The organism is Sediminicola arcticus, assembly GCF_040566695.1.
Classification (GTDB): Bacteria; Bacteroidota; Bacteroidia; order Flavobacteriales; family Flavobacteriaceae; genus Sediminicola; species Sediminicola arcticus.
In genome coordinates this window covers 156821-183569 of the sequence record NZ_JBEXAE010000001.1, presented here as the reverse complement: position 1 = coordinate 183569, position 26749 = coordinate 156821, and the positions used below count along the sequence as shown (strand labels likewise).

Here is a 26749-nt window from a genome sequence, read left to right as displayed (position 1 = left end):
TGGCATTAAGCAGCCCTAAAATATCCTTCCACATGAGCTACCCCTTCTCTTTTTAAAACTTTAGGGGTTTCATGAAAATTAAATCTTCTTATGGCCTTTCTCGGAATACTATCGAACGTAACTATCAAAAAGGGATAAGAAATTCCGTCATAAAAATCTTGCATTCCATATTTATCAATAAACCATTCATTATCTATTTTCCTTGTATCAATCTGCCAAAAATCATAGCCATACTTCATCATAAAATACATGAATTCATATTCCCTAGAATCAAATTTTGCCGCCGCCTTCCAGTAAAAGGAATCATCAAAACAGAACGGATACCACCTCATGCTTGGATACCCCGCATTATGAGAAAAAACACAATACGACTTATTTATATTACTATATGCTGCCAACAGTCCGTTTTTCTCTATACCTTCCCTACAAAAGGCATAAGAAACATGATATACATAACGAAGTGGTGTGATCTTTTTATACGATTGCTTTTCCATTTTTCCTGGTTTATAGTTTTAAGTTTGTCATTTTCTTAAATAATAAATAATTGCGCCGAGCATGAAAGGCCATATTATTATATATAGAACTCTGTCCTGATTTGTAATATTTTCATCCTTTTGTTCCTCACCATTACATTTATCGAATTCTGATAAGACTATACTTATAAATAGTCCCATAGCTATGTACATTATTAAATATTCCATATACCGAATTTGGATTACTAAGCATTTAAATAATTCAATACAGCACTCCAATCAGGAAATCGTTCACTTCCAAATTCAAGCCATTCTCCAGTAAATTCTGAAGCGCCATTAAACTCTCTATCATCAATCAAAAAATCCCCGATTAATAGTTGTTTGTGGTGACACAAAATCAACCGTTTCTTAATTTTTTTAGTCTCAAAATATTTATCAATCCATAACCTTTTGTGAGTCCATGCCTCTGGATTATCCCAAGGAGCTGTTGATAAAAAATACACGTCAAAATGAATAGCATCAAGCAATTTATTAACCCCTTCAATAGCCCCCTCAATAGGTTCTAAATCTTTAAATAAACCTGGCAATTTATCGGGCCTTCCCTTATAGGGAGTAATATTTGCCATTGGGTGTTCTCTTCTTCCTCTATCAAAATCCGCGATAACTCCGTCTAGATCGATATAAACTTTTTTTTGCATCTTTTTTTTATTTAGTTAATTACCTTTTTACTTTGCAAACTTAAGTAGTACCTTAGACAAATCATGTCCACTTAAAATCAAATGGCAAAATATCCAAATATTCAAAGACTTGTTTTAATCAAGAACCTATTGTCTAATAAGCCTAGTTCCTCTTCTGAAATTTTAGAATTTCTAGAACAAAAAGAACTGGTAGTTGAAAGTCAAAGAACCATTGCCAGGGATATCAATATTCTTAGAGATCTAGGTTTTGAGATTGAAAACCCCACAAAAAATAGAGGCTACCTTTTGTTAAACTCCGATTATAAGGAAGATCTTTTAGAGCGGTACCATGATTTTATGGTTTTGTCAAAATTACCCAAATCAAAGAATGTAGATGGGCTTATTACTACACCACTACTAAAGGGTATAGAATTACTTCCATCACTTTTTGAAGCAGTTAATGATTTTTATAAAATTCAATTTCATCATAAAGGATACACATCTGAAACCAAAGAACATTCTAAGCCAAAGACATGGGAAGTATTCCCATTGGTTTTAAAGGAATATCAAGGTAAATGGCATCTACATAGTTATGCCCCAAATATTAATGAATTTAGGACCTTTGGTATCGATCGAATGAATAATTTGATTCATCTTGAAAAATTCAATCCTGATCAAGTTCAAGGAGCTGGGGAGGTAATTGAACTCTTTAAAAGAAGAATTGGTGCTGCCAAACCCCTAGAAGAATATTTTAAGGATGGGAAAGTAAAGCCTCAACTTATTAAATTTTGGGTTTCCTCTTTTTATCTCAATTATTTAAAGGCAAAGAAGCTCCATTATTCACAGACTATTACCGGTGAAACCAAAGAGTTGATTAATTTTAACACAAAGAAAAAGATTACTTACACTATGGTCACCTATGTGTTAGTGCCTAACTATGATTTAATTAAGACTATAGTTTCTCAATTGGGGGAAATTATATTAGTGGAGCCACTAGCACTTAGGAATTACATAAAAGAAAAATTCAGTGGACTAGTTTCGGAGGTTACCCGTGATTCTTTTTCTTAAGTTCATTAAATCAACATATCTTTTTTTGGCTGAATTTCCCCAGCTTTGAGTACATGGTTCCACATCAAATTGATTTATAGAATCATTGATTATTGCAAAGGCAAAGACTGGTTTTATAATTTTTCTTGAGGGTAAGTACCTGTAATACTCTACCTTCGTTTCTTTGGAATAGAATTCAAGTATTTCCTTGTTTGGATGGCATGACAAACAGTATTTCTTCACCATCACTAATTTCATCAGTTCATCTTTTCTTGCTTTAGCAAAAAGTCTATGAAGAAATTCTAGGAAATTGTATTTGTCTAAACCGTTTAAAATGACATTTTCATCGAGATAGGGCTCTAAAATACTTGCATCCAGTTTTTCACAGGAAGCAATGAACTTCTCAATAATTGGAGATTCTTTCATGCGGAAAAAATAGCGTTGGGTTTTAAAGCTTGAAAGAAATTTTAATCATAATCAATCCAGGTTAGATTAGGGTCTCTATTTTTTTTAATATCCCTTTCATAACCATCGCTATAATTACATCTAAAAATATCCTTTATTTCCATTTGCAGCTCTTGTATATTATAGGCGAAAGCTGGCTTGCCTTCGTTAGGTACAACATAAAACTCGTGTACTGTATCCCCTTTGAAACACATTTTACAAGTTCCCATAACTAGTTCCACTTTTTTTACACCTCTTCCCCTTAAATAATCGAACTGTTTTTTCATAGAATGTAAAAACCTGTATTTGTCTAAATCCTGAAAATACTGTTCTTCATCAATTAAGGGTTCAAAGAGGGAGGCATCCAAAGTTCTACAAGCTTTCAAAAAGGTTTCTTTTATGAATTGTGAATTAGCTCTAGATGAAGTCTCTTGTTTTGTTTTAAGCTTAATAAGTTCTGTGTCCATCGCTGAAATTCTAGAAGTGATTATTACTACAATATTGAACTATATTCTAAGGATTCCAAGTAGAGGATAAAATATTAGTTTAAAGAAGAAATAGATCGGATAAACTGGAATTTAATTGTCTTTAGATAGCAAATAGGTTGCATTTTAAAAGGCAAGAAAGAAATGTAAGAATGGTATATGCCATTGAATTGATTGATGACTACGAAGCTTAAATGCGTGTTGCCTCATAAAAGACAATAAGCATAAGGGGAGGGGTTGGTTGAATTCTTTAAAGGGTCTTTTTTATTAATGATATAAATTGGATACTTATTCTCGCAGTCATTAAATTTTATATTAAAGTCTTTAACTTTTGAACTTTTTGATAAATAATTTTCTCTAATTTTTGATAATTGTACTCGTTTTTTCAATTTCGAATGGAAAGAAGATAAAGTAGACTTTGCCATAGTAATGTTGAACTTATTAAAGTGATAATTACTTCCGTAATTTGAAATGTGCCAAACTGCAGAATTACTAAACATAAAATACGAGGAATAATAAAAAGCGAGTTATTTTAAAACTAAAGCCTAAATTTTCTAGAAAATACGGTATTTGAAATTCCTCATATATCATTTTTTTTGTTGGAGGATAAAGTTCGTCGGGTGCTTAGATATATGGGTTAGGCAGAAGTTGTCTATTTTGATCCGTAAGCCCGTTTTCTAATGTTTTAATCTATTTTGGTTTTCTTCAATCATTTTATAATCGAAATGTTATCCTTAATAGAATCGTAGGCGCAAAATATAAGTAAGTTTGTCTAATTTATTTTTACGCTAAATTATATTCCACATTGAATAAAAATAGTAAATAATCTAAGTGAAATTTCATGGAACATTGAAATGGCAGCATTAAAGTAGAAGTCAATTACAGTTTTTTGTTCAGATACTAAAATGAAAATTGATAATTTTAACTGAAGAGTATTTAGCGATTATGTGTTTTGTCACCTAATCCGTCACCCAAAAATAAAAAATCCTGTAAATCAATTGGTACTGGGTTTTTGTAGGATCAGAATAGCTTAATAAATAATATATAGATACTTTAAATTGTGCTGTTTGGCAGTTTCAATTTGGAGTTACTCACCTATTAGTGCCGTCCTTTATAAGTTCATTATAAAACTCATTCCAGCACATTGCCTCTCCATTCCGCTTTGCTCTATGTCGGACAAAGCGCTTCATAAAAACGTCTTGGACACTATCCCAGTAGGCTGTCCGCACCATTGCGCCTCTCCCGCATTTCCAGAATGCTTTCTGGAGCGGGAACACTTCATTTATACGGCCACCCTATAGGATGGAGTCCGCTTGATCGGAATTCCATTCCTTCCTTTTGCAGCGCTTCCAATGGGGGTTGATTCTTATGGTTTTTCATACACTTTACTAATCGTCCCCGTTCCCTTTTTTAGATGGCAAAACAACAATATTCAGCCTTGGACGACTGCATAACCGGGGTCGTGCCTCCCACCTTTTATAAGTCTTGCCAATACTGAATATTGGACCATTCAAAGCATCAAAAAAGAGGAACAGCGACGGTACTGCGGGAAGTAAATCGATTATTGACAACCATGGTCTTTTAACAGACCATTTCAACAGAAGCGTTACAAAAAATCAAAAAAAGAAAACGCTCTGGATGCAATAAGTAAATCGATTTTAAATGAAGTCTAATAAATCCTTAAAACCAAAAGTTATGAGCGAGAGAGCAAACGAGATCCTAGATGGGTTGAAACAGTTTAACGGTTCTGAAACCATATTTCAGATCCCATTATTGAAGACCAAATATACCGACGGCATTAAATACCTGGCCGAGGTGGCACAGTGTTTCTGGTTGGTGACCGATGCATCAGTAATAGCAAAGAGCCTACAGTCCAAATCCTATTTTATCACAATAGATATAAAAAGGTTTTCAGAGCAGGAAAGGGGAAAAAAAAAGTGTGATGCCATTGTAACTTATAGTGACGGAAATGACGTTCTGATCTTGGAACAGAAATATGAGTATACAGATTTCCTCTTGGAAGAGCTTCGACTGTTTTTTGTAGATGATACCTTGATGCTTCCCGGAGAGTACTGATCTTAAACACATCATTTTATCCTAGAGATACCTAATTTCATTTGGGTATCTCTTTTTGTTTTTCCTAATTTTTTTAAACCCTTTTGTCGTAAAGTATTGATCAAAAATTGTATCTTCAAACAGCTGACAATCAGTTCATTTATTTTGTATCGTTATCCCATTATTTGACTTTCGCCGGTAATGATACCCCTCAAAAAATAGAATAGGTAAGGAATTATTGATTCCAATGAATGGCAACGGACCTTGGTCCCGTTGTTTGGAATTTTTGGTACGCCCTGCGTACAAAAAGGAAAAGCAAGAGGGTAACACGCTGTCGCGGTGTTAACGATTTTGGTTTTATTTAAAATATTGATTATCAGTATTTTAAAATAATATTTAAGTTACTAATTTTTTAAAAACAGATCCCATTTGCGGCAAAATCCCTGAAACCCCAGTAAAAATGGGTTCTTATTGCGGCAAATGAAGCATAAAGATATTTATGGGTACATTTTCCAACATACGGTTCAAAGCTAAAACTGCCGCACGATTCCAGCGGTATTCACGCTCCATAGCCCGTACCCATACCGAGGCTCTGGAAGCCATGCTGGACTTTTTTGAGGACAATGGGGTATCCCCAAAGGAATCCCTGGGACCAAAAATAGTTACCCTGGAAAACCTGATCAAAAAACGGGTCAATGGGTTGGTGGCCATTATAAAGAGCATTGAAAAGACCCAGACCCAGCCCATGCTCGCCATGCTCCAATTGCTGTTCGAGGAAACCCTCTCCCCAAAAAAAGAACTGCTCCTGGAACGTCAGGCCACTATAAAAACAGAAGCATCAAATGTAGATCCCAAATTACAGGTCCTAGCCCTTCAGAAAGAAAATTTGGAATTGAAAAGGAAACTTCAGGTTAGCAATGCGAACCTTGAGGTCCTGTTGAAAAATGTGACCGTGATACGTAACAGTTTTGGCAGGAGCCATTATCGTTTGAACCTGTCTGAAGAGGCCCTTGAAAAGATAAAGAACCATAGCACCCCAAACTGATGTACATCTCCATCACCCCTCACAAATTGTCCGAGTCCTATGGACAGAGCGTGTCCGATTTTGTGGACTATCTGGAAAAGGAAAATGAAGGGCTGCCCCTAAAGGAGCAGGAACATTTTTTTGACCAATACAATGACCATGTTTCACCTAAGAGCGTAATCGATCATATTGATGCCAATACCACCAAACTGAAAAAAGTGGAGCCTAAATTTTATGCCATTACTGTAAGCCCATCCACCTATGAATTAAAACATTTACAGGATCATGGTCAGGATCTGAAACGCTATACCCGTGAATTTATGAAGGACTATGCGGCCTCCTTTAACCGGGAAATCTCAGGGAATCAGGTAATGGTAAATGATATCGTGTACTATGCCAAGATAGAACACCAACGCACCTATAAGGGTGCCGATGTCCAGGTCAGGGAGAATGCCCCGTTTCGGAAGGAAATCGTTAAACTACAGAATGACCTTCTAAAAATTAATAGGGGGGAACTGTCCGGCATCATTTCCCAGATAGAAGCACGGATAGGGAAACTGATGGAACAGGTGCCCCACAAAATCAATGGAAAACTCATAGACCAGGGCATGAAAAAGGAAGGGCTGCAGACCCATATCCACATCATCGTTAGCCGAAAGGATGCCTCCAACTCGGTCAGCCTTTCCCCAGGGAGCAAGTATAAGGCCTCCGAAGTAGAACTTCATGGCAAGATGGTAAAACGAGGTTTTGATAGGGACCAATTTTTTGACAAAGCGGAAAAGACCTTTGACCGCACTTTTAACTATCAGCGAAATTTTGTGGAACAGTATGCCTCCCGGAAGGATTTTATAAAGAATCCAAAGGACTATTTCAGGGCCTTGCTGCAGCTGCCCGTCAATGAAAAGACCATCGCCCTAAAAATGTTAAGGGAAACAGGGCTGAAGATTCCCAGCATCCCCATTTCCCAGGTACAATTGGCCTTTAAGGCTCTTCAGAAAATACGAAAAGGATTGGAAATGGCCGTACGATCCAGTTCCATCGGAATTTAAAACAGGAACATGGAAGGACTATCGACTTGGAATTTGATCATGATCGGGCTAGGGGGGACCCTGCTCTTTTTCGGGATGTACCGCCTTACGAAAATGGCTTTTTGGGTCAATACCTTTTTCCTGTTTTTTGGAGCGTTGGCTGCCTTTATGTATTCGGCAAGTATTCTGTTTTGGTCGGGCCTGTTGCTGAAATTGATTTTGCCCCTAGGATTGGTGAACATTATCTTCCTTGTTTTTCTGGATCCGGAAAGAAGGCCCACTGGCCTCTCTAAAAAATACAGGGTGGAATTTCCCCTTGTGAAAGGGAAACTGGCCATCAATAACCTACGAAGGGGCATATCCATCATTGGGGCGGCCGGGAGCGGCAAGACGGAATCCGTGGTCTACGACCTGTTAAAACATTTTGCCGAAAACGGCTTCTGTGGGGTGATCCACGACTATAAGGATTTTGAGATCACCGAAATGGCCTATCCCTTGTTCCAAACGGGAACCCCGAAATTCTATATCATTTCCCTGGAACACATTCATCATAGGGTTAACCCCATAGCACCTAGGTACATGGTGGATGAAGAAAGCGTCAACGAGGTGGCCCGGGTGCTTATCGAGAACCTGATGGAACAAAAGGAAATGGGAAGTACGGGAACTAACAAATTCTTCAATGATGCGGCAGAGGGGCTATTGGCGGGACTCATCTGGAAATTGAAAACGAGTTACCCTGACCATTGTACCTTGCCCCACCTAATTGCCATTTATCAGCTCTTGGATACGGACAGCCTGATCGCTTTTTTGTCCTCCAACACCACCTCCAAGGCCATGGCCTCTGCCTTTATCAGCGGAAAGGAATCTGAACGCCAAACGGCAGGGGTAAAGAGTAGCCTTGCCAATGCCCTGAAAAAGATCAGTACCCAAAGGATCTTTATGGCCCTGTCCGCGGACGAGGTGCCCTTGGATATCAATAACCCTCAACATCCAGCCGTGGTCTCCATCGTGAACAACCCGAAATTTGAGACCTCTTTTTCTCCCATCATCGCTACTTTGATCCATACCATTACCAAACAAATGGCGGTCCGAAACAGGCTTTCATCCTTTTTGTTGATGGAAGAGGCGCCGACTATCCGATTATTGAACATGCACCGAATACCAGCCACATTACGAAGCTATGATATTGCAACGGTCTACGTGATGCAGGACAAGGTGCAAAACGATCTGATGTACGGAGACAAGGCGAGCAGGGCCATTTTGGGCAATCTTTCGTATCAATTTTTTGGGAAGGTGAACGACCCGGACACGGCGAAGTATTACGAACGTTTTTTTGAGATCGTAAAACGGGAAACCAAGAGTGTCAATCAAGGCCACAATCTCAGTTTCGATACTAGGATCACCACAGGGGAGAAGGAAGTGGCAAAGGTGAGGGCAGATACGTTCTTTAGGTTAAAGGAAGGGGAATTTATCACTTATGCGGATGGGAATGATAAAAAAGTACGGTTTAAAACCCCAAAGATCGACAGGGGTTTGCCTAGTGATCAAAAAGTTTTCACCCAGGCGGATCTGAAGATATATTTTGAAAGGATCCATCTGGAGGTGAAGGCACTTTTTTTAGGAGACAGAGAATAATTTTGGCTAGGTTGGAGAATAAAAAATTCTAATTTTGTTGTGACTTGATAAGCTTTTGTCATACAGACAGATAGCTCTATTTTATAGAGAATATAATCAAAATGATCGTGAAATGTCACAATAATATCCAATTCGGATGGTTATATTTATTCATTTTTAACTTTTAATTTCATTATGACAGGAGATAATTATTTATTTGACAGCAATCTTACAGGAGCAATTGAAGATTTAATAAGGGAAGCTAAAAATAAACTATTATTGATTTCACCCTATATTGATTTATCACCTAGAGTTAGATCGGCACTTAAGGAACAATTGGATAGAAAAAATCAAAATTTCAAATTAAGAATCCTATTTGGTAAAAATGGCAAGGAAGAACTCCAAAAGGGCAAAAAACCAAAGCTTAAATCGTCATTGGAATTTTTGATGCAATTTCCAAATGTTGAAATTCGATTTGAAGAATTGTTACATGCCAAGTTTTACATAAATGATTATCATATGATTTTTTCCAGTATGAATCTATACGATTACTCTGGATCCAGAAACATTGAATTTGGAATTTTAGAAAAGCATTCCTCAAAAGGTCTGTTGACAAAGGCAATTGATGCCACAGATGACGCTATTTCAAATGTAGTCCAGAATGTCTCTGATAATGTATTTGGAACAAGCAATCAAACTGATCCAATCAAAAAATTTGATAAAATATTCAGTAATGCAGAATTGTTGTACGAAACTGAGCCAATTTTGGGAGATAAAAAGGGAATGGGAGCTAAGCTTATTGGTTCGGTCGGATTTGAAATGAAAGAAATTATTGACAAACGAATTTTGAAAGATGAATTATCAAAAATGTTTGAGGTTAAAAAAAATTATTCCAAGCCTCTTGTTAAAAAGACCGCATTTCAAAAAAAGGATAAATTGGTATCAGCGACAGTTTTGGGTAAAGCTTTAGGGAAGAATTATAAAGAGGTTGTAGCTGACTTACAAAGCCTAGGTCTAATTGATGGTGACGCTAACCAACCTACAGAATTAGGTCTACAGAAGGGAATAGAATTGAAGTCCACAGACAAAGGAAATTGGATGGTTTATCCTGAATCGATATTAGGCGATAAAAGGAGTTCTTAAAATTGAATTATATTTATTTAAATGTATTGTGCTATAATTTTCGTTATGTATAATTGAAATGATTTTCTTCTTAAGAATAAACATCTATTATCTTAATTTCAAATTCAAATTCCTCCCCCCATTTAACTCACCCAAGGTTATTTTTAGCCTTTCATTTTTACCCAAGGTAAACTTGGGATACACTTGGACAAATTGGACTTTGGATCCCGAACTAACTTGAGAAGGTCTTTTGAATTGATACACAGATTTTAAGGGCACTTCCTGATAGGAGGACTTCCGTTTTTTGGTGCCGTTTACTCTGTAAAGGTCCAAGGCGTTGATTTCATAATCGATCTGAGATTTATTTTGGATTTCAAAGACCACAAATACCTGATCCCCGTGATACATACTATTGGTCATTTTAAGGACAACCCCCTTGTTCTGCTTTATTTGATTGAACGGCCTAGGCGTTTTTAGTAACTGCCTACATAATTTTTCTAACGCTATAGCCTCGGAATTCTCTGCTTTCGAATCCAAAGCCGTAAAAGTTTTATTTTCTTGAAACCTTAAGCTAGTCTGCCCCGTTTCATTTCCAATACTTTCCTCCTTGGGGATAAAATAATTGAGTTGCGACAATTTTTTTCCGTATCGAAGGATATAAGAAAAGACCTGGCCATCACTTCCTAGGACCAAGAGGTTGCTTTCCGCACCTGGGTAGGCTTGTAAAAGTCCGAAGCGTTGCTGTTTTACCCTGTTGAAACTGAAGACGAAATTCGTGGAGCCCGTAATCCCATGTTTTATGGTACTAGGGAAGAAAAGGGCCACGGCTTTATGTTCATTGGCGTAAATGGTGTCCAAGGGTTTAATCGCTTGTGCCGATACACTACATATAGAGCATAAAAATATAAAAGGGTAGAGCATTTTTTTCATGGTTCGTTGTTTTATTGATGATGGTGATTATTGACCTTTTAGCAGCAATTGATAATTATCTGCGACTAAAACCTTTACGGTGCGGTTGTTTCGTTGAAATATTCTTTTGATGCCTCCCACCTGGGGAACGCCTGGGAGGTTGATGTCCTGAACAATATCATCCACCACCTCACGGGAGGCATTGGATCTGAAACTGTTCTCTATATAGATCCCCTCCAATCCGTCCTGCAGATCGTAAGCTTTTAGGGTCAGGGGCACATGATCTATATTTTCAATTTTGATCATTACCCGATTGGGCTGAAAGGTCACCAAGCCATAAAGTTTCGTATTCGCAGGAAACAGGGCATTGCCGATCACTGCCTCCTGCGTCAGTCTTAACTGTATCCTGCCATTCGCCTTTAGGATCTGTTCGCCATCCACCTTTGCAAAAAGGACATTGGATGTTGATTCTGAAGAACCAACTTCGATGGGTTGTGGATCGGCACTAAAAAAAAGCTGGTGCTCCAGTCCTATTTCTTTTACGGAAACAGAAGGGTTCCATTCTTGCTTCGGGATATCCTGTTGAGTTTTTTCAGGGGACTCGTCTTTGTTCACTGCGGCCAGCTCGTTTTCCCGGTTAGTATACTTACCGTACAGACTATCAAGTATCCTTTCTCTTTTCTTATCGAAAAGACCAGAATCAAAGGTGCCTGTGGAGTCGAACAGCTTTTCATCGTAAATACTGGGGGCATTGGTCTGCCTCACTTCCTTCAGTTCGTTAAGGGCATCCAATTTGGAGGAATAGTCCTTTTGCTGTTGTTCCAATTTTGGAACTTGGGTCTCTTGCAATACATCATTTTGTTCATCCCCTTCCCCCAGGACCAAATAGGTGTACGAAAGGATAAACAGAACAACGACCAGTATCACGGATCCAAATACGATTTTGTTCTTTTCTATATTCATGATGCGTTAGATTTAATGCCCTTAAGGGCTATCATTATTAGTTTTCTTAAGGCTGTTCTCGAAATAGTCGGTGATCAATAGGCCATGGGTGTTCCTAGGAAAATTGCGGTCCACGGATATCAACTGGCCGGTGCTGACCAGGGTATAATGATCCATGACCGTGCCCCGGTTGATCTCAAAATAGGTCGTTGTCCTGAACTTATAGGGTTCTGCCGTTAGATCCAGTTCTGTATCTATTTGTATGACCTTTTGTACCAAGGAATATTGCAATAGTCTGTTATAGATCCCATCCGCTTTTTTCTGACGGTAGAGGTTGTCCACGGAACTATCCCCCAGCCATAGGGCCTTCTCCAGGTTCTTTTCATAATTACTGGCATCGAGACCATAGAAATAATGGTGGAACAGGTCTAAATGCGCCAAAGCCTCCACTTCCAGGTTTTCCGTTTGGGAGACCAATTTGAGGGGGATCACATTACCGTCTGTACTGATGGCAAAGGCATTATCCAGACTTTCTTGGTAGATATTATAAACCATTAGTCCCGAAAAGAAACTGGAACCCAAGGCAATGACCACTACCGAAAAGACAATGAGCCTGTTCAAATGCAATACCTGATAAATATTTCTGTACGCTGTTTTCATTTAGGTGAAGAGTTTAAAGGTGAAAGAGGTAGCCTTCCTGTAGAGTTTGAATTTTAGAAAGACAATAAAACCAATGCTACCTAACTGTACCAAAGGGGCAAAGGCAGTGCTTCCAAAATCAGTGCCCAAAAGATCGGACCAAAAATTAGTATTGATCTCGGTATAGAGGTTATTGACAAAGACATTGACCAGAAAAAAGGCAGGGACAACCATATACACAGCAGCATATAGCTTGAAAAAGGTATAGGCCATGCTCCTAAACTTTTCGAAAACCGCCAGACTGATAATCAAGGGGAAAAAGGCCTGCATGATCCCCAATAGGAAATAGCGCTCAGCCAAGAAAAGGGGGTAGATGAACAGATCCAATAGCCAAAGGAACAGCCCTATGATAAAGGAGAATATTTTCAGGCCGAATAGGGGAGTGACCAACGCCTCGTATAACAGGGCCATTGCTTTTTTTGCTGCTTCCAATGCACCCACCTCCTGTTCCAGATCGATATCCTGGAGCTGTAAGGGAAGTAGGGCAGGGGCTGTGTCCCGATATTGGGATTCAATGGCCACCAAAATCCCATCGAAAACGCCCAACACTTGGGTGGAAAAGATGACCAGAATGACAACGGCAAAATTCTTGGCCAGTTCTTCAGGACTTAAGCCCCAAGTGTATCCGTATTTATTGACCACACCCTCATTGTATTTTTTTAGGATATTGATCAGAAAGAAGAGCACGGCCAAAGCTTTCATTCCCCCAATGGTATATTGGGAAAAGGCACTGCTCTTGATGGTCTGGAAAACAGTGTCCACATATTCCAATCCCATCCCTAAAATTATGGCCCCCTCCATCGTTAATAATTTATTTCACGGTTATTAATTCTGTCCTGCATTTCCCGAAAGGATATGATCTCCCGATAGCGCTTGGTTTTTTGCTCGATCTCCAAGACCATTTCCTTGGATTTCAATTCCTTTTCTTTTAGGATCGAGGCCCTTTCGGCATCGCTCATCTTAAGGAAGTCACTGGAAAGGATCTGATCTATAAACTCTAGATCCTCCAGGGAGTTTTCGATAATGGCATTAAAGGAATCGGAAACCCTATTGATCTCATTGGGCTTTATGTAGGGTGAATTCAGGATTTCCCTGAGATCGTTTTGGATAATATCGAACAGCCGTTGGTTGTTCCTGCCCATTTCCCGGACGGCCTTCAATTGTTTCAGGACATCGTTGACCTTTATGATATTATCCTTTTGTTCTTTCAGAAACTCCACGGTCTTTAAAAGCTCGGAGGTCTGCTTGGCCGACTCCAATAAGGACTTGGCCAAGGAGATGAAGTTAGTGTTGTCATAAACGGGCATCCCTTGGGCCGTAATATGGCCATTTGTGAACAGGGCGAATAATATTGATATTACTGCGATTTTTAGGTTCATGATGTAGTTGAATTTAGATTTTTCAATTGCTGTACATATGCGGTAATTGCCTTTTCCATACACCCATATTTATGATATAAGGCCATTATGGCCGCGTTTTCTGGCCCATCAGTGAGATAGGCGGCATAGACTTCCGGCGGGACTTCCAAACGGAAGATGTTACTTTCCTTACCTATCTTGATGAACACTTCGGTGTACTTTTGTTCTCCGCTCAGATTGTTCTTGATGGATTTTAATTGGTTCAGATCGTGGCTGGAGAGGTTCAGCCGTTCTTTCAGAGCATCATAACCCTTTTCATTGTTTAGGCTATAAATGACCTGGGTGTTCTCCAAAATGCTGGCAGAGGTGGAATTGTTGGGCAATTGGTTGATGGATTGCAGGATGATACCTATGGCCCCATTTTGTTTTCGGATTGCCTGATAATAGAATTCCACACTTTCCAATACATTGTCAAACTTTAACTGTTTGGCAAATTCATCAAAAAGGATGATGCCCTTTTCTGCCCTGTTCTTCCAAATGGTCCTTTGGATGGCAGATTTGATGAGTTTTAGCATAACGGACAAGATCTCTTTATTGTCCTTCACTTCATCCAGTTCAAAAATGATCAACCGCTTGTCCTCCATTTTATAGGTTTGGTCCTCACTGAGCTCAAAAAGAAAGCTGTAAAGCCCATTGCCCACATATTCAGAGAGGATGTGCAGGAAATTGGTGATATTGAAATAGTCCGGATGTATTTTGAGATCCTCCAAAAGGTGATCCCTATGAGTTTCCACAAAGGCATAAAAACTGTTCAGTGAATGGTTTCTGGGTGTTTTTTGATAATAATCTTGTAGAATTTTCTTTATGGAAACGGATTGGGACTTGGTCACTTTAAGATCGCTCGCCAATAACTCAAATAGGAAAATGGACAGGTCTTCCAGGCGCTCGGGGGTAATCTCCTCCTTGATAGCGCTATAAAAGGGATTGATGCCAAGGTTTTTACCGCTTTCATAACGTAGCACGGCATATTGGTCAGGGTACAGTTTGGCGAGTTTGGTATAGGACCCTCCAAGATCAATGATGACCATGCGCACCCCGTCTTCAAAATACTGCCTCAAGATGTTATTGGCCAGAAAGGACTTGCCCTCCCCAGTGGGGGCAAAGATGGCAAAGTTGCGGGCTTTGATCCGTCTCTTGTGTTCATCCCATACATCCTTTAACACGGGAATGTTGTGCTCCCTGTCGTTGAAGATTATACCCGTGGCATCCGACCTGTAATTTGTGGTGTTGAGCCATAGACATAAACTGTGCTTCAAATCGGTTACATAAAGGTCCTCATTGGAAAAATTGGAGGAAAAACAGCAGTGGCTGTTCAAAAAGTAGTTTTTACGTTCCTCTCCTCCTGGATAGTAAGGGGTAATGTCCAAGGCTTTGAACTCTGCCTTTATGTTGGAGGTGATATGCTTGAGCGTTTCCTTTTTGTCACTCCAATAAATGATGTTCAAATGGCCACGGATGATCCTTGAGGTATCGTCCGCATTGATCTGTTCCTGTATGGCCTGTATTTTTTTAAGCACTACTTTGTTTTGTGTTCCAAAATTGGAGCTCTTCTGCAGTTCCTCAATTTTCTTGTCCAACAGCTTTCGCCATTTCTGTATGTCGTCCAGGTAGATGATCTGGTTGACCATATGGTTCTCATTAAGGGTGAGTCCAAGACCATCTATAAAGCCCTGATGGAACACAAAATCATTGGAAGTGAAACGCTCATTGGTTTTGCTGGTTTGTACCCCTTCCCCAAAACAGCCTTCATGGTTCACCGCTAGGACATCAAAAAAGTTTTCCCCAATGATAATATTGGATTTATCCAAAAGTATATCGGTATCCATACCCTCATTGAAACCATTAAAGTGGTTGTGGGTTAAGGCGAGTATTTCATATTCCGTCAAGGCATCAAAGAAAACCTTGCGACTGTTATTGATAAAGGATACCGCATCATTTACATGGGTTGTAAAACGAAAGATGGAATCATCCAGTTGTTCTGTTACCCCGTTAGCAACCTGAAGAAAAGGGTTGACATATTTGGCATTGTTCAAAGCTTTGTTCTGGGTAAGGGTAAAGAACAAATAGCTTTTATGTTCCATAAATTCCCTTTCCTTAAAATAGTGGTGTGTGGCCTTGGAAAGGAAGGAGGATTTTGGCAGATTTTCAGAAGCGAATAACTTTTTTATATAGATGTCCTGTTTGTGGATTACCGTTCCTACTGGTAGTGATTTAAAAGCTTGGAACCAAACCCCATGTAACTCTTCAAAATCAATGGAGGATAGGGAATGAATCTCAGGCATTGTAATGGAATAGGCAAGGACCACATTGCCGTTACTTGCAAAAATGGTATTTCCCTGGACTTCCATAATGGGATGTCTTGTTGCCAAATTTGTTTTAGTCATATTGCAAGGGGCTAATGCGTTTATTGCTAATGCACTTTGGAAAGACCTTCTGGAAATAGAGCAGGTGGGGTTGAAAGGTTATTTTGGTGAAGACGATATATATGGCCGTGTTGAAGATCAAGGAACCCAATAGTGAAAGCAAACTAAAGGAGAAAATTATAACCAATAGTGAAGCTAAGATGGCTAGCATCTGCAGGGTAAAAAGGGATAGGGGCAAGCCCCAGATCAATGCCCTTTTTCTAATGTTCTTATATGTCTCGAATCGTTTCATTAGACCACGATTCCTATAAGATAGGTGAAAATGCCGACGACGGCCCCGGCAATAAGGACAAAGACCAGTACCCTTGTAATGCCCTTTTTGAGATCTGCATTTTCTCCGAAGAAATGCCCCGCATTGAACAAAAACCCAATGAGGAAAATCACACCTAAAATAATGGGAAAAATGGTCCTGATGGTATCTGATACATCGTTGACCGAATCTTCAATACCACCAATCTGCGCAAATATTGAGCTAGTGATCAGAGAAAAAAGTAAGCTGAGATAAATGGATTTTTTCATAATAAAATGGTTTAAATAGTTGACCAATTTTGTTACTGAAAAAATACAGATTAATTTATTTAAAATATTGATAATCAATACTTTGTGAATAAAATTATGTTTGAATTGAATTGTGTTTGTTTGATTACAAATGAGAGCGAAATAAATGGAATTTTTATGGGAGAGCTGTTGATAAATATGATAGAGAGGATGTTAGAAGAAAGGTAAAATGCTCATTTAATGGGCATTTTACCTTTCTGTTGATAAAAGTTGGAGCTCTAATTTAGCTAATTACTTAATTATGTTTAGTGGCGGTTTTCGAAGAGCTTTTCCATCGGTATGATTCCAGCTTTGTAAGAAGCTTAAAATCGTGAGTTTAGGTTCATATTATATTTACCCTCTATTCAAACCCTTTTTCCTTTACAATATATTTCTGATAAATATATGTTGTCACTGGTTTAAGGGTTTTTCCATTGGTGGGATGAATACCTGGAGAAGTGAAAAATTCCAATTCATTGTCCGACTTATCATACCATAAATTATCCCCTTTGTCAATAGTATCAAAAACAACCACTTTCTTCATTTTCTCCATGGTCATTTTTTCATGAGGCTGTTCAAATTCACTACCCTTACAAATAGTACTTTCAAAATGGTCCTGTACCCATATCATACAATTTTCTTCCTCTACCACAAATCCATTATAACCCACAGCACCTGTTAATACTAATAATGGTATAGCGGCAATAGCCCCGACCTTCCCAAATTTCTTTTTAAAGTCTTTTTTGATTCCTGAGGTGACTGAAACTCTTTCCTTTACATCCCCTCCATTTGAATTTTCCCTTACAAACTCTGCATAATTTTTGTACCCCAAATACCTACACAAACATTCTATCAATTTAGGCTTAAGATCTTCTTGGACCGCAGTAGTCCCGTTAAGGTAATTGGTATAATAATCCCTAAGACTTCGTTCACTCACCGTATACTTAAAATCTTCCAAAAGTATTTCCGAAATATGGGTGGAGAGATGCGTTTTTTTTGAAGATCCGATTTCCTTTTCGGCTTTTTTAAACGCTCTTAAAAGAACCTCTTTTGACATGTATTTTCGGTTTTATTTGTTATAAAACTAAGGATTATAATGGAATTTCCATGGAATAAAATTTCCGGAAAGTCTTTTCCATGGGTTCTCCACAACCTGCAATCCCATCCTTGTTTCTTTGTCCTGTGATTGATGAACGCTTCAACATGCAATTGAGGCTTTGTACACCATATATCACTTCTGAAATCCATTATGCGGTAGGCAAATAGCCGCCGGGAAGTAGCTAGGAGCTGCCGCATGGGATTTCTACTTCCCAAAAAATAGGAGTACTCCCAACTCTCACGGGTTGCTGTAGCCAAAACGGTATTCGGATAACTCCGGACAGCAATCCCATTGTTCAATTTTAAATTCAAAAAACCATGAAAAAAATAGTTTTAGTATCCATATTATTACTTACCAACATCACCCTTTTATCCTGCACAGCCGATTCATTGGCAGAAACAGATGCAACCTATTTGGAACAATCTACAGAAGGTGAAGATGGTGAAGTAGTAACCCCGCCGGGAAATTAAATTAATGAAGGGTTTTACTATCCTTAAAATCAAAATTTTTATAGAAGGGATGAGGTTTTACAAAGCCCATCCCTTTTTTACATTCTACATCTTATTCAAAATGTAAGCCTAATCATTTACCATTGCTATAATTATAAATATTAGATTTCTAAGGTAATTAACACCTAAAAGACCCACACCATGGAGTAAAATAAATGACGATCTAATTGGACTTTAAATAAGAAATGAATTAGGAATTATGGAAAACCGTAATTGAGGCATCATAGGAATTTCTACATTTGGTACCTAGGAAAATTATGAATACCCAAGTAAAAATCCCAAAACAAGAAGCAGGTTATGTACAACAAAGTAATGGTAGCAGAGGATATAGATAGTATCAATATAGGCGTGATATCTCTATTGCAACAGCTAAAGATTAAAGAAATCAATCATGCTGCTTATTGTGATGAAGCTTTTTTAAAAGCTAAAAGGGCCTTGCAAGATAATGAGCCTTATGAGCTTTTGATCTGTGACCTCTCTTTTAAGGTAGACCATAGGGATGAAAAAATTACTTCTGGGCAAGATCTTATCGCTGCCCTAAAAAAGGAACAGCCAGATCTAAAAGTAATTGTTTATTCTATTGAGGACCACCCCCAGACCGTTCAGTCTTTATGGGAAAGTGTATTGATCAACGGATATGTCTGTAAAGACCGAAAAGGACTTTTAGAATTAGAAGATGCTATTAATGAAGTCTTTAACAACAACTCTTACCTATCCCCACAATTAGAGCCAATATTTACCAAAAAGAATGTCTTAACTTTGGGTGACTTTGAAATTAGAGTACTTACTGATTTGGCCAATGGCCTTACCCAGGATGAAATTGAGCAACGATTAAAATCAGCCCGTATTATTCCTAGTAGCAGGAGTTCCATTGAAAAAAGAATTAAGGAATTAAAGGAGGAATTTCAAGCCAATACTACCATACATTTGGTCACCATCCTAAAAGACTTACGATTGATCTAATAGATTTTCAAAAACAGTTCGACGACATCGATAAGATGGCTTAATAAGATCATTCTCCATCCCAATTAATCCAATTTAATTTATAGGAATATGTTTCCTATTCCCCTTCCCTTTTGACTTTAATATAACTAAAGTTCACCCATTACGGAAAACCGTAAAGGATCTCACCAAAATGGTAATATGTTTGTGATCAGACTTTTACCAGACCCAACAAAACTTAAACAATTAATGAAAGTATTCTCAATTAGTGCTTTAAAATTTACTTACCAGCAACTAGTAGAAATATTGAAATTTTAAAAAAAAGGAAACAACTAACTGACTAACAGGTCTCTATGAGCATATTCAAATTTTAGTAGATTTCAATGAACAATTATGTTGAAAAAAATCTCTGAGAAAATATAATATATATAATATTATTCTGTTTACCTTGAAGAAATTATGCTGGAATAGTTTCAAGATTTAAGTCTTGATTCAATTTTCCAAGGAAGTCATTATTAATATTAGCAGGCCTCTTTTTGTAACGCTTGTTTTTTACCAAAAACCAAACTTTTAAGACTAACCTGTATTCATGAAAAACACTTTACTTAAAGCTTTAGTACTGATTATTTGCATCATTTGTATTATTTCTTGTGAGCGTAGTCCCCGTCAAGGAAACAAAGAAAATTTTATAACAGATAGAGATACCACTTTAGCAATCGCGCCTAATTATACCGAACCTAAAAATTCAGAGAAACTTAAGATAAATCTTTATATCGAGAACTCTGGAAGTATGAATGGCTATGTAAATGGAAGGACCGATTTTAAAGACGCTCTACAAAATTTGTTGGTCGATATTAAGTTTCCTTATGGAGAAGAAAACATTGAGCTTTTTTTTATTAATGACCAGATTCACAAAAGCCCAATAAAGGGGGATATAGTCGAATTTGCTGATAAATTGAGCCCAAGCTCTATAAAGATAGGAAATACAGGTTCCAGTAACTTAAATGAGATATTTCGTCAAATCACGAAAAATTCAGATGATAGCACAGTTTCCATCTTACTGTCTGATTTCATTTATTCTATAAAGGGTAAGCAAACGACTGCATTGTTAGGAGAACAAAAAGCTCTAACCCGCGATGTATTTCAGACTGCGAGCAAGGATGGTAAAAACTTAACTACAAACTTATACCAATTTGTAAGTGAATTTGACGGTCCATATTATGATTATAACGACAAGCCTATTCAACTGAAAACAAGCCGTCCCTATTACATGGCCGTAATTGGAAGCCAAAATAGCGTAGGTAACTTTACAGATAAAATTGGACCATATTTCCAAAAATACAATGGATATAAAAACCAATTCATCTTAACTGAGAAAGACTACGAGATCAATAATTTTTCGGTTTTGATAGCAACCCTAAATCAAGGAAAATTCAAACCTGCAAAAAAACAGGTTGTAAAAGGGCAAGTAAAGGGTATAGAAATTACAGGAGATAATAGAGATGGAAATCTCTTTCAAATGGCAGTAGCAGTTAATCTAAATAATTTTCCCGTTTCAAAAGATTACTCTACTTCTCCTTCAAATTACACAATCGATGGTTCTGATTTCATTATATCTAAAATTGGGGTTATAGAAGACACTAGAATTAAATTCAAAAATGGAGAAACGATCCAAATTGAACCTTCTGATTTATTACACTTAAAGGGTGAATTTAGCCATGTTATTGTATTTAATACCGATAACAAACAAATAGAGGACTTGAAATTTAATTTTATACGCACTACTCCAAAATGGGTAGAGCAATCATCAACAACTGATGATTCTGATATTAATACCAATAGCAATACTCTTCAAAGTACTTTTGGTCTTACATTTTTAGTAGAAGGCTTATCTGAAGCCTATCTCAAGGCAACTGGAAACAAAAATTATTTTAGTCTTACCGTTCCCATAAAACATGAAAATTCCAGCTCCTTTCTCGGCACGACTATCGGACTATTTTTTATTGCCGGAATTATCGCTCTAGTAATCTTAGTTATAATCAAAAATAAAAAACGTAAATAATGCAAGATTTAATTGCCAATTTCTACGAGTTATGGGGTTCTAATTACCTTGGACCATTTTCTCAAATTATGTATGAAAATGATTTCTATAGTCTAATCTTCATATATACTCTCCCAACAATTTTAGTGTTAACGGTTATTTATTACTATGTTATAGATAGGCCAAAGACAAGTAAACTATGGGTTTGGTTGTTGACTCTCCTTTTTGGAGGTGTATTAGCCTTTGTTATTGCATACGTTACTGTGGAAAATAGTTTGTACAGTATTCAACTTCAACCGGAAGACTATGCCACTGATACTATCATTTTCTCAGTAACTAATATGGCTTATGCCTTTGTCATCATTTTTCTATTCTCAATTTTGATTAAATGGAAAAGCCCCAATTCCTCACATGTACCATTTTAATAATTAAACTATGTCAAAACTATATATTTTCGGTATTGGTGGAACCGGTGCCAGAGTTTTAAAATCTCTTACTTTTCTTTTGGCATCAGGTGTCAAGTGTAATGTAGATACAATTGTTCCCATAATAATTGACCCTGATGCAGCTAACGGCGACGTAAGCAAAACGACTGATATTTTACGTTTATACCAGAATATAAGAAGCAAATTAACCTTCGACAACGAAACCAAAAACGAATTTTTCAAAACACAAGTTGAATCGTTGACTGACAACTTTAGGATCAAAATCCAAAATTCAAATAAAAAGTTCAAAGACTTTATAGATTACAGTAGCCTTGATAAAAATAACAAGGCCTTAACCTCCCTGCTCTTTAGTGAGAGAAACCTAAATTCTGACATGGAAGTTGGGTTTAAGGGTAATCCTAATATGGGAAGTGTCGTTTTAAATCAATTTAACCAGTCCGAAGACTTTGAAAAATTCGCAAGCAGCTTTTCCCAAGGTGATAAAATATTTATAATCTCCTCTATATTTGGAGGGACAGGGGCATCAGGATTTCCTTTGTTGCTTAAAACTATTAGATCTGCTGGTCCACAATTAAACAATTTTGCCTTATTGCAGCAAGCACAAATTGGTGCTATTTCCGTATTGCCATATTTTGGGGTAAAAAAGGATGAGGATAGTGATATTGAAAAATCTACATTTATATCCAAGACGAAAGCAGCCTTAAAATATTATCAACATGGCGTAAACGAAAGTGTTGATGCCATGTATTATATTGGCGATCATCACAACAAGGATTACGATAACAATGAAGGTAGTGTTGCCCAAAAAAATGATGCTCATTTCATTGAACTTGCCTCGGCCCTGGCCATATTGAACTTTACTAATTCTCCTTTACGCAGTGAGCCAGTAGTTAAGGAGTTTGGGATTGAAAAAGACTCCGCCTCCATCCTGTTTACCGATTTGAATGATATAACCAAAGACAACCTATTAAAACCCCTTACTCAATATTACCTATTTCATCTTTACACCAAGAAGAAATTGCGAAATAATTTGGACATGAAGTTCGCTGCAATGTTAGAACTGTCTTCTGCCTTTCTTTCCAGCGACTTTTATGGGAAGTTTAGACTCTTTAATGACCAATATTGGGAATGGTTGGAGCAAATGAAACTAAATGAAAGAGGTTTTGATCCTTTTACAATGGAGGAAAACACAGAAGATATTTTTGATAGTGTAAAAGGTATAAAATTGAAAAATGGCAGCTTTTTAGGTCCAAAAAATTATGAACGATATACTGAATACCTCAGTAAATCTTCGAAATCAATTAAGAAAGCTTCCAATATTGAAAATAAGTTTTTCGAAAATTTCTATATAACCACCAACAAATTAGTGCAAGAAAAATAAGATTTATGGCAAAAGTATTTAGATTTCACGAAGGGAATAATTTATATGATTGGCAAGATTCCAATCCATTAAATGATAAGGCCATTGCTGCAATTGAAGATCCAAATGGTGAACACGCCAGTAGGGAAATAACTTCAATCCCAAGCCCTTTTGCACGTATAGATTTAATGAGAACAGCTTTTAAAGAAGTTGCGAATACTAATTTAATTGGCAGGACAATCCACCATAAAATGGTTTCTGACGCCTTGGATATTGGACAGATTTTCTTCAACTATGAAAAATTTAAGGATAAGATCGAAATTATAAGTTGGGATCCAAAACATGATCTTGATAATCTAGTTAACTCAAATAATCCCAATCATAGATTACTGGGTGAGAGTCTTCGATTGTATTTTATAGAGGATGCTGGAACCTATAATTTTAAGGACTTAAACAAATTGTATCTAATCAATTATAAGGACGGTCCCAACGCAATAAACATTATCGGGGGTACTTCGCCTGCTTCATTGTTTTTCACCTCTGCCAATAAATTTGACCTGCACGATTTTCAAGATGGTTCTGACACCTTTTTGGATGATGTGTATTGTCCATTGCACAAAAGAGATCCAGAATATATAAAATATTTGTTCTCTCTTGGTAAATCTATTCCAAATTTCGTTTCTAAATTCAGTCAGGTCAATGATTATTTTGATGAAACGCAAAAACAATTGGATACAGAATTTAGAGCTGTATTAAATCAACTTACATCCACTTCTAATAATGATCTTCCATCGCTTAGTATAAACGGAGGAGGTGAAATTATTGAAATATTTAATATTCCCTTAAAAAAATCAAGGGATAAAAGTGATAAAATAAAAGACAGTAAATTTGTCCTTGCCGCAGAAAAAGGAATTGATGGTAACTTACCTCCTTTAGTTTTACCCAATGATATCTTTTCTGGCCAATTACGGTATGTGACCGATAATTGGATACAGTCTAATAGGGCACCTCATTTTGATAACAACCCAGTTGATCAAAGAGTACTTCCCTTTGATGGTAACAAGTATCCTTATTTAACCATTAGTGACTTTTTAGAGCCAGTAATCATTCGTACAGAATATCCTATTGACGATTACTATTTCAACAAAGGAAATTATGAAGGAGGTAAAAGTTTTCTATTGCCTATTAAACCATTATTCTTTGAATATTTTCCAGTTGATTTTCTTAGAAAAGTAATAAATGGTGAAAAAGCATTTGAATTAAAGCCGCTACAAAACGGAAGCGTAGAAGCTATACTAAGAATACCAATACAACAGAACAATCATATTACTTTTAGAAGGACTTATTATAGTCCAGTAAATCAGGCACATAAACCTGATACTAAGGTTGCTGAAAACAAAGGAGCCGTAATAGAAAACAGAATTAATTTGGCAATAACACCCTTTTATAAATTTCCTATAGGTGTAGAGCCAGAATACAATATTGCTTTCTATGATGCTGACTTTATCCCGTTATTGGAGGATAATGCCTACGAGTTCAAATACTTTGATAATAAAAACCATGAAATCCCGAATGTACAAAAAGTACAACGTAGATTTAAAGAAGAGGAAAATATTAATATGTTTGGCTATGTGGTCAACCATAACTTTGACTACATCCAAATAAAACATAGTTTTGGATCTGGACTTATTTTACCGGAATTTGAGAAAAGAGTGAACAAAGGAACAAGCCAATTTTCTTTTGCCATTGATTTTGGAACTACCAATTCACATATAGAATATTCTGTAGACGGAAACATCCCTCAACCTTTCGAAATAACCAATCATGAAAATCGGCATTGTGGCAGGTTAATAGATGACACCAAATTTGATGAGCCCTACTTAAAGCTAAATAAGGATGATATTCTTCCCAATGAAATTGGACTCGGCAGCACGTACCAAATGCCACAGCGAACTGCTGTTAGCTATCACAAGAAAACTAACTTTTCACAGCCCGTTTTTTCAATGGGCAACATAAATATTCCGTTTAAATATGAACGCTTATCTTTTGCACTAAATACAGAGATAAAAACAAATTTAAAGTGGAACAATGATGCCAATAGCAGTACATTGATGCAGCAGTTTTTCGAACAACTGATAAAAATGATTCGAAACAAGGTTCTATTGAACAATGGAGATTTGGAAAAAACCAAAATCGTCTGGTCCTATCCTGCCAGCATGCTGGAATATCAGTTAATTCGTTTAGAGGAGAAGTGGACCAACACCATTCATAAATATTTAGGTAAAGATATCAATATCCAAAAAGTTTGCGAAAGCCTTACTCCTTTCTATTATTATACCAATGTAGAGGGAAAAGCTGCTTTGGAAAAACCTATGGTCTCTTTAGATATTGGGGGAGGAACATCAGATGTAGCGGTTTATAAAGTAGATAATCCTATTTTGTTTAGTTCATACAAGTTTGCAGGTGATGCGATATTTGGAGATAATTATAATAGGAACATTAATATCAATGGATTTGTCCAAAAATATCACCATAAGCTTTCCTTAATTCTTCAAGAAAATAAACAAGGAAACTTAAAAGGTATCATGGAAAGCATAAAGGAAAGAAACAATTCCAATGACGCTATAAATGCTTTATTCAGTTTAGAAAACAACAAACAATTAAAGGATAAAAAAATTAACATAAGTTTTCTTTCACATCTCAAAGAAGACAATGAATTTAAGATCATCTTTTTACTCTTTTATGTTGCACAAGTTTATCATGTGGCACAATTATTAAAGTCAAAAGACATTGAAATTCCATCTTCATTCACTTTTTCGGGTACGGCCTCTAAATTATTAACAATCATAGATGCATCCCCCACTCACACCATGCTACAAAAGCTCGTGAATCTAGTTTTTAAGCATATTTTCGAATTGGAATCAACACCTAGTATAGAAATCAACTTACCCAACAACCCAAAAGAATTGGCAAGTAAAGGTGCGTTATATTTTGAAAAGGCCAAAAAGGTTGATCTTAAGGAAATACGTGAGGTATTGTTGAGTAAAGAGATTTTAATTAGTACATCTCCGGAATATAATTACAGTAATGTAAGCAACCTGGAAAAGGAGGCGTTAAGTACCTACGATGAGTTCTTATCATTCTTTTTTAACTTAAATAAGCAACTGTCCTTCAGAGATTATTTCGGCATTGAAAAAGATATTATAGATTTTTCCCAAACTTTCTTAGAATCCAAAAAGGTAAACTCATTAAAAATGGGCATCAAGAGTAAGTTAGCTGAAATTGAACATCACGAGGATGAACCAATAAGCGAAACCCTCTTCTTTTATCCTTTGGTAGGATGCTTGGGCGAATTGGCATATGAACTGACAACTAAAAGACAATAGTAGATGAAATATGTACACCTAATTTTAATCTGTTTGCTTTTGGTCACCAATAGTGTTTGGAGCCAAGGC

26 protein-coding genes are annotated in these 26749 nt (G+C 37.0%); 14 read left to right on the top strand and 12 right to left on the bottom strand.

The features are described from left to right. Nucleotides 1-5 precede the first annotated feature (5 nt). Together ABXZ36_RS00770 and ABXZ36_RS00765 are read right to left on the bottom strand one after the other, a co-directional pair. On the bottom strand, nt 6-494 hold the full coding sequence (locus tag ABXZ36_RS00770) for a hypothetical protein (RefSeq protein ID WP_354613542.1): 489 nt from the start codon (nt 492-494) through the stop codon (nt 6-8). Nucleotides 495-718: 224 nt separating this feature from the next. Next, nucleotides 719-1171: a 5' nucleotidase, NT5C type gene (locus ABXZ36_RS00765; RefSeq protein ID WP_354613541.1), complete on the bottom strand. Its 453-nt coding sequence runs from the start codon at nt 1169-1171 to the stop codon at nt 719-721. 81 nt (nt 1172-1252) lie between these two features. On the opposite strand from ABXZ36_RS00765, the gene ABXZ36_RS00760 reads away from it, so the two are divergent. After that, a complete protein-coding gene (locus tag ABXZ36_RS00760) occupies nt 1253-2218 on the top strand; it encodes a helix-turn-helix transcriptional regulator (RefSeq protein WP_354613540.1) in 966 nt (321 codons plus the stop codon). On the opposite strand, the gene ABXZ36_RS00755 is transcribed toward ABXZ36_RS00760, so the two are convergent. Beyond that, on the bottom strand, nt 2183-2623 hold the full coding sequence (locus ABXZ36_RS00755) for a hypothetical protein (protein ID WP_354613539.1): 441 nt from the start codon (nt 2621-2623) through the stop codon (nt 2183-2185). The two genes, ABXZ36_RS00760 and ABXZ36_RS00755, sit on opposite strands and share 36 nt — an antisense overlap. 41 nt (nt 2624-2664) lie before the next feature. Then, a complete protein-coding gene (locus ABXZ36_RS00750; protein ID WP_354613538.1) occupies nt 2665-3108 on the bottom strand; it encodes a hypothetical protein in 444 nt (147 codons plus the stop codon). Between the two features lie 1085 nt (nt 3109-4193). Between ABXZ36_RS00750 and ABXZ36_RS00745 the strand changes: the two genes are divergently transcribed. From ABXZ36_RS00745 to ABXZ36_RS00720, 6 genes are all read left to right on the top strand, one after another. Beyond that, nucleotides 4194-4427, top strand: a complete 234-nt coding sequence (locus ABXZ36_RS00745; RefSeq protein ID WP_354613537.1) for a hypothetical protein — start codon at nt 4194-4196, stop codon at nt 4425-4427. Nucleotides 4428-4821: 394 nt separating this feature from the next. Further along, nucleotides 4822-5202 (top strand): DUF6876 family protein, encoded by a 381-nt coding sequence (locus tag ABXZ36_RS00740; RefSeq protein WP_354613536.1) that lies wholly within the window; start codon nt 4822-4824, stop codon nt 5200-5202. A 478-nt stretch (nt 5203-5680) separates the two neighbouring features. Next, complete coding sequence (locus ABXZ36_RS00735; protein WP_354613535.1) at nt 5681-6226, top strand: BfmA/BtgA family mobilization protein; 546 nt, start codon at nt 5681-5683, stop codon at nt 6224-6226. Further along, nucleotides 6226-7254: a MobB family relaxase gene (gene mobB / locus ABXZ36_RS00730; protein WP_354613534.1), complete on the top strand. Its 1029-nt coding sequence runs from the start codon at nt 6226-6228 to the stop codon at nt 7252-7254. Before ABXZ36_RS00735 ends, mobB begins: the two co-directional genes overlap by 1 nt. A 9-nt stretch (nt 7255-7263) precedes the next feature. Further along, nucleotides 7264-8868, top strand: a complete 1605-nt coding sequence (locus tag ABXZ36_RS00725; protein WP_354613533.1) for a type IV secretory system conjugative DNA transfer family protein — start codon at nt 7264-7266, stop codon at nt 8866-8868. Between the two features lie 174 nt (nt 8869-9042). Further along, nucleotides 9043-9990: a phospholipase D family protein gene (locus tag ABXZ36_RS00720; protein ID WP_354613532.1), complete on the top strand. Its 948-nt coding sequence runs from the start codon at nt 9043-9045 to the stop codon at nt 9988-9990. An 87-nt stretch (nt 9991-10077) separates the two neighbouring features. On the opposite strand, the gene ABXZ36_RS00715 is transcribed toward ABXZ36_RS00720, so the two are convergent. From ABXZ36_RS00715 to ABXZ36_RS00690, 6 genes are read right to left on the bottom strand one after another with little or no spacing between them, the layout of a single operon-like run. Beyond that, nucleotides 10078-10899 (bottom strand): DUF4138 domain-containing protein, encoded by an 822-nt coding sequence (locus ABXZ36_RS00715; RefSeq protein WP_354613531.1) that lies wholly within the window; start codon nt 10897-10899, stop codon nt 10078-10080. A gap of 27 nt (nt 10900-10926) precedes the next feature. Further along, nucleotides 10927-11841 (bottom strand): conjugative transposon protein TraM, encoded by a 915-nt coding sequence (traM, locus tag ABXZ36_RS00710; RefSeq protein WP_354613530.1) that lies wholly within the window; start codon nt 11839-11841, stop codon nt 10927-10929. Between the two features lie 21 nt (nt 11842-11862). After that, nucleotides 11863-12480 (bottom strand): conjugal transfer protein TraK, encoded by a 618-nt coding sequence (locus ABXZ36_RS00705; RefSeq protein WP_354613529.1) that lies wholly within the window; start codon nt 12478-12480, stop codon nt 11863-11865. Further along, entirely contained in the window at nt 12481-13320 is an 840-nt protein-coding gene (locus ABXZ36_RS00700; protein ID WP_354613528.1) for a hypothetical protein, read from the bottom strand. A 2-nt stretch (nt 13321-13322) separates the two neighbouring features. Further along, on the bottom strand, nt 13323-13898 hold the full coding sequence (locus tag ABXZ36_RS00695; RefSeq protein WP_354613527.1) for a conjugal transfer protein: 576 nt from the start codon (nt 13896-13898) through the stop codon (nt 13323-13325). Beyond that, entirely contained in the window at nt 13895-16321 is a 2427-nt protein-coding gene (locus ABXZ36_RS00690; RefSeq protein WP_354613526.1) for a TraG family conjugative transposon ATPase, read from the bottom strand. The genes ABXZ36_RS00695 and ABXZ36_RS00690 overlap by 4 nt, the downstream gene beginning before the upstream one ends. On the opposite strand from ABXZ36_RS00690, the gene ABXZ36_RS00685 reads away from it, so the two are divergent. Continuing rightward, nucleotides 16263-16454 carry a hypothetical protein gene (locus ABXZ36_RS00685; protein ID WP_354614142.1) on the top strand — a complete coding sequence of 64 codons (192 nt, stop codon included), beginning with the start codon at nt 16263-16265 and terminating at the stop codon, nt 16452-16454. The genes ABXZ36_RS00690 and ABXZ36_RS00685 overlap by 59 nt on opposite strands. A gap of 137 nt (nt 16455-16591) precedes the next feature. On the opposite strand, the gene ABXZ36_RS00680 is transcribed toward ABXZ36_RS00685, so the two are convergent. Both ABXZ36_RS00680 and ABXZ36_RS00675 read right to left on the bottom strand, forming a co-directional pair. After that, nucleotides 16592-16879 carry a hypothetical protein gene (locus tag ABXZ36_RS00680; RefSeq protein WP_354613525.1) on the bottom strand — a complete coding sequence of 96 codons (288 nt, stop codon included), beginning with the start codon at nt 16877-16879 and terminating at the stop codon, nt 16592-16594. Between the two features lie 379 nt (nt 16880-17258). Beyond that, nucleotides 17259-17954 (bottom strand): hypothetical protein, encoded by a 696-nt coding sequence (locus ABXZ36_RS00675; protein ID WP_354613524.1) that lies wholly within the window; start codon nt 17952-17954, stop codon nt 17259-17261. Nucleotides 17955-18313: 359 nt separating this feature from the next. Between ABXZ36_RS00675 and ABXZ36_RS00670 the strand changes: the two genes are divergently transcribed. The 6 genes from ABXZ36_RS00670 to ABXZ36_RS00645 all read left to right on the top strand — a co-directional run bounded on the left by ABXZ36_RS00670 (nt 18314) and on the right by ABXZ36_RS00645 (nt 26680). After that, nucleotides 18314-18466 carry a hypothetical protein gene (locus ABXZ36_RS00670; RefSeq protein WP_354613523.1) on the top strand — a complete coding sequence of 51 codons (153 nt, stop codon included), beginning with the start codon at nt 18314-18316 and terminating at the stop codon, nt 18464-18466. A 336-nt stretch (nt 18467-18802) separates the two neighbouring features. After that, on the top strand, nt 18803-19468 hold the full coding sequence (locus ABXZ36_RS00665) for a DNA-binding response regulator (protein ID WP_354613522.1): 666 nt from the start codon (nt 18803-18805) through the stop codon (nt 19466-19468). Nucleotides 19469-20036: 568 nt separating this feature from the next. Beyond that, a complete protein-coding gene (locus tag ABXZ36_RS00660; protein WP_354613521.1) occupies nt 20037-21509 on the top strand; it encodes a hypothetical protein in 1473 nt (490 codons plus the stop codon). After that, nucleotides 21509-21913, top strand: a complete 405-nt coding sequence (locus ABXZ36_RS00655; RefSeq protein WP_354613520.1) for a hypothetical protein — start codon at nt 21509-21511, stop codon at nt 21911-21913. Before ABXZ36_RS00660 ends, ABXZ36_RS00655 begins: the two co-directional genes overlap by 1 nt. 10 nt (nt 21914-21923) lie before the next feature. Beyond that, a complete protein-coding gene (locus tag ABXZ36_RS00650) occupies nt 21924-23315 on the top strand; it encodes a hypothetical protein (protein ID WP_354613519.1) in 1392 nt (463 codons plus the stop codon). 5 nt (nt 23316-23320) lie between these two features. Further along, the gene (locus ABXZ36_RS00645; protein WP_354613518.1) at nt 23321-26680 is read left to right on the top strand and encodes a hypothetical protein; all 3360 of its coding nucleotides are present in this window, start codon (nt 23321-23323) and stop codon (nt 26678-26680) included. Nucleotides 26681-26749: the final 69 nt, after the last annotated feature.

Coding starts and splice junctions, on each gene's coding strand:
- ABXZ36_RS00770 (WP_354613542.1), bottom strand. CDS start 494: ATGGAAAAGCAATCGTATAAAAAGATCACACCACTTCGTTATGTATAT.
- ABXZ36_RS00765 (WP_354613541.1), bottom strand. CDS start 1,171: ATGCAAAAAAAAGTTTATATCGATCTAGACGGAGTTATCGCGGATTTT.
- ABXZ36_RS00760 (WP_354613540.1), top strand. CDS start 1,253: ATGGCAAAATATCCAAATATTCAAAGACTTGTTTTAATCAAGAACCTA.
- ABXZ36_RS00755 (WP_354613539.1), bottom strand. CDS start 2,623: ATGAAAGAATCTCCAATTATTGAGAAGTTCATTGCTTCCTGTGAAAAA.
- ABXZ36_RS00750 (WP_354613538.1), bottom strand. CDS start 3,108: ATGGACACAGAACTTATTAAGCTTAAAACAAAACAAGAGACTTCATCT.
- ABXZ36_RS00740 (WP_354613536.1), top strand. CDS start 4,822: ATGAGCGAGAGAGCAAACGAGATCCTAGATGGGTTGAAACAGTTTAAC.
- ABXZ36_RS00735 (WP_354613535.1), top strand. CDS start 5,681: ATGGGTACATTTTCCAACATACGGTTCAAAGCTAAAACTGCCGCACGA.
- mobB (WP_354613534.1), top strand. CDS start 6,226: ATGTACATCTCCATCACCCCTCACAAATTGTCCGAGTCCTATGGACAG.
- ABXZ36_RS00725 (WP_354613533.1), top strand. CDS start 7,264: ATGGAAGGACTATCGACTTGGAATTTGATCATGATCGGGCTAGGGGGG.
- ABXZ36_RS00720 (WP_354613532.1), top strand. CDS start 9,043: ATGACAGGAGATAATTATTTATTTGACAGCAATCTTACAGGAGCAATT.
- ABXZ36_RS00715 (WP_354613531.1), bottom strand. CDS start 10,899: ATGAAAAAAATGCTCTACCCTTTTATATTTTTATGCTCTATATGTAGT.
- traM (WP_354613530.1), bottom strand. CDS start 11,841: ATGAATATAGAAAAGAACAAAATCGTATTTGGATCCGTGATACTGGTC.
- ABXZ36_RS00705 (WP_354613529.1), bottom strand. CDS start 12,480: ATGAAAACAGCGTACAGAAATATTTATCAGGTATTGCATTTGAACAGG.
- ABXZ36_RS00700 (WP_354613528.1), bottom strand. CDS start 13,320: ATGGAGGGGGCCATAATTTTAGGGATGGGATTGGAATATGTGGACACT.
- ABXZ36_RS00695 (WP_354613527.1), bottom strand. CDS start 13,898: ATGAACCTAAAAATCGCAGTAATATCAATATTATTCGCCCTGTTCACA.
- ABXZ36_RS00685 (WP_354614142.1), top strand. CDS start 16,263: ATGGTATTTCCCTGGACTTCCATAATGGGATGTCTTGTTGCCAAATTT.
- ABXZ36_RS00690 (WP_354613526.1), bottom strand. CDS start 16,321: ATGACTAAAACAAATTTGGCAACAAGACATCCCATTATGGAAGTCCAG.
- ABXZ36_RS00680 (WP_354613525.1), bottom strand. CDS start 16,879: ATGAAAAAATCCATTTATCTCAGCTTACTTTTTTCTCTGATCACTAGC.
- ABXZ36_RS00675 (WP_354613524.1), bottom strand. CDS start 17,954: ATGTCAAAAGAGGTTCTTTTAAGAGCGTTTAAAAAAGCCGAAAAGGAA.
- ABXZ36_RS00670 (WP_354613523.1), top strand. CDS start 18,314: ATGAAAAAAATAGTTTTAGTATCCATATTATTACTTACCAACATCACC.
- ABXZ36_RS00665 (WP_354613522.1), top strand. CDS start 18,803: ATGTACAACAAAGTAATGGTAGCAGAGGATATAGATAGTATCAATATA.
- ABXZ36_RS00660 (WP_354613521.1), top strand. CDS start 20,037: ATGAAAAACACTTTACTTAAAGCTTTAGTACTGATTATTTGCATCATT.
- ABXZ36_RS00655 (WP_354613520.1), top strand. CDS start 21,509: ATGCAAGATTTAATTGCCAATTTCTACGAGTTATGGGGTTCTAATTAC.
- ABXZ36_RS00650 (WP_354613519.1), top strand. CDS start 21,924: ATGTCAAAACTATATATTTTCGGTATTGGTGGAACCGGTGCCAGAGTT.
- ABXZ36_RS00645 (WP_354613518.1), top strand. CDS start 23,321: ATGGCAAAAGTATTTAGATTTCACGAAGGGAATAATTTATATGATTGG.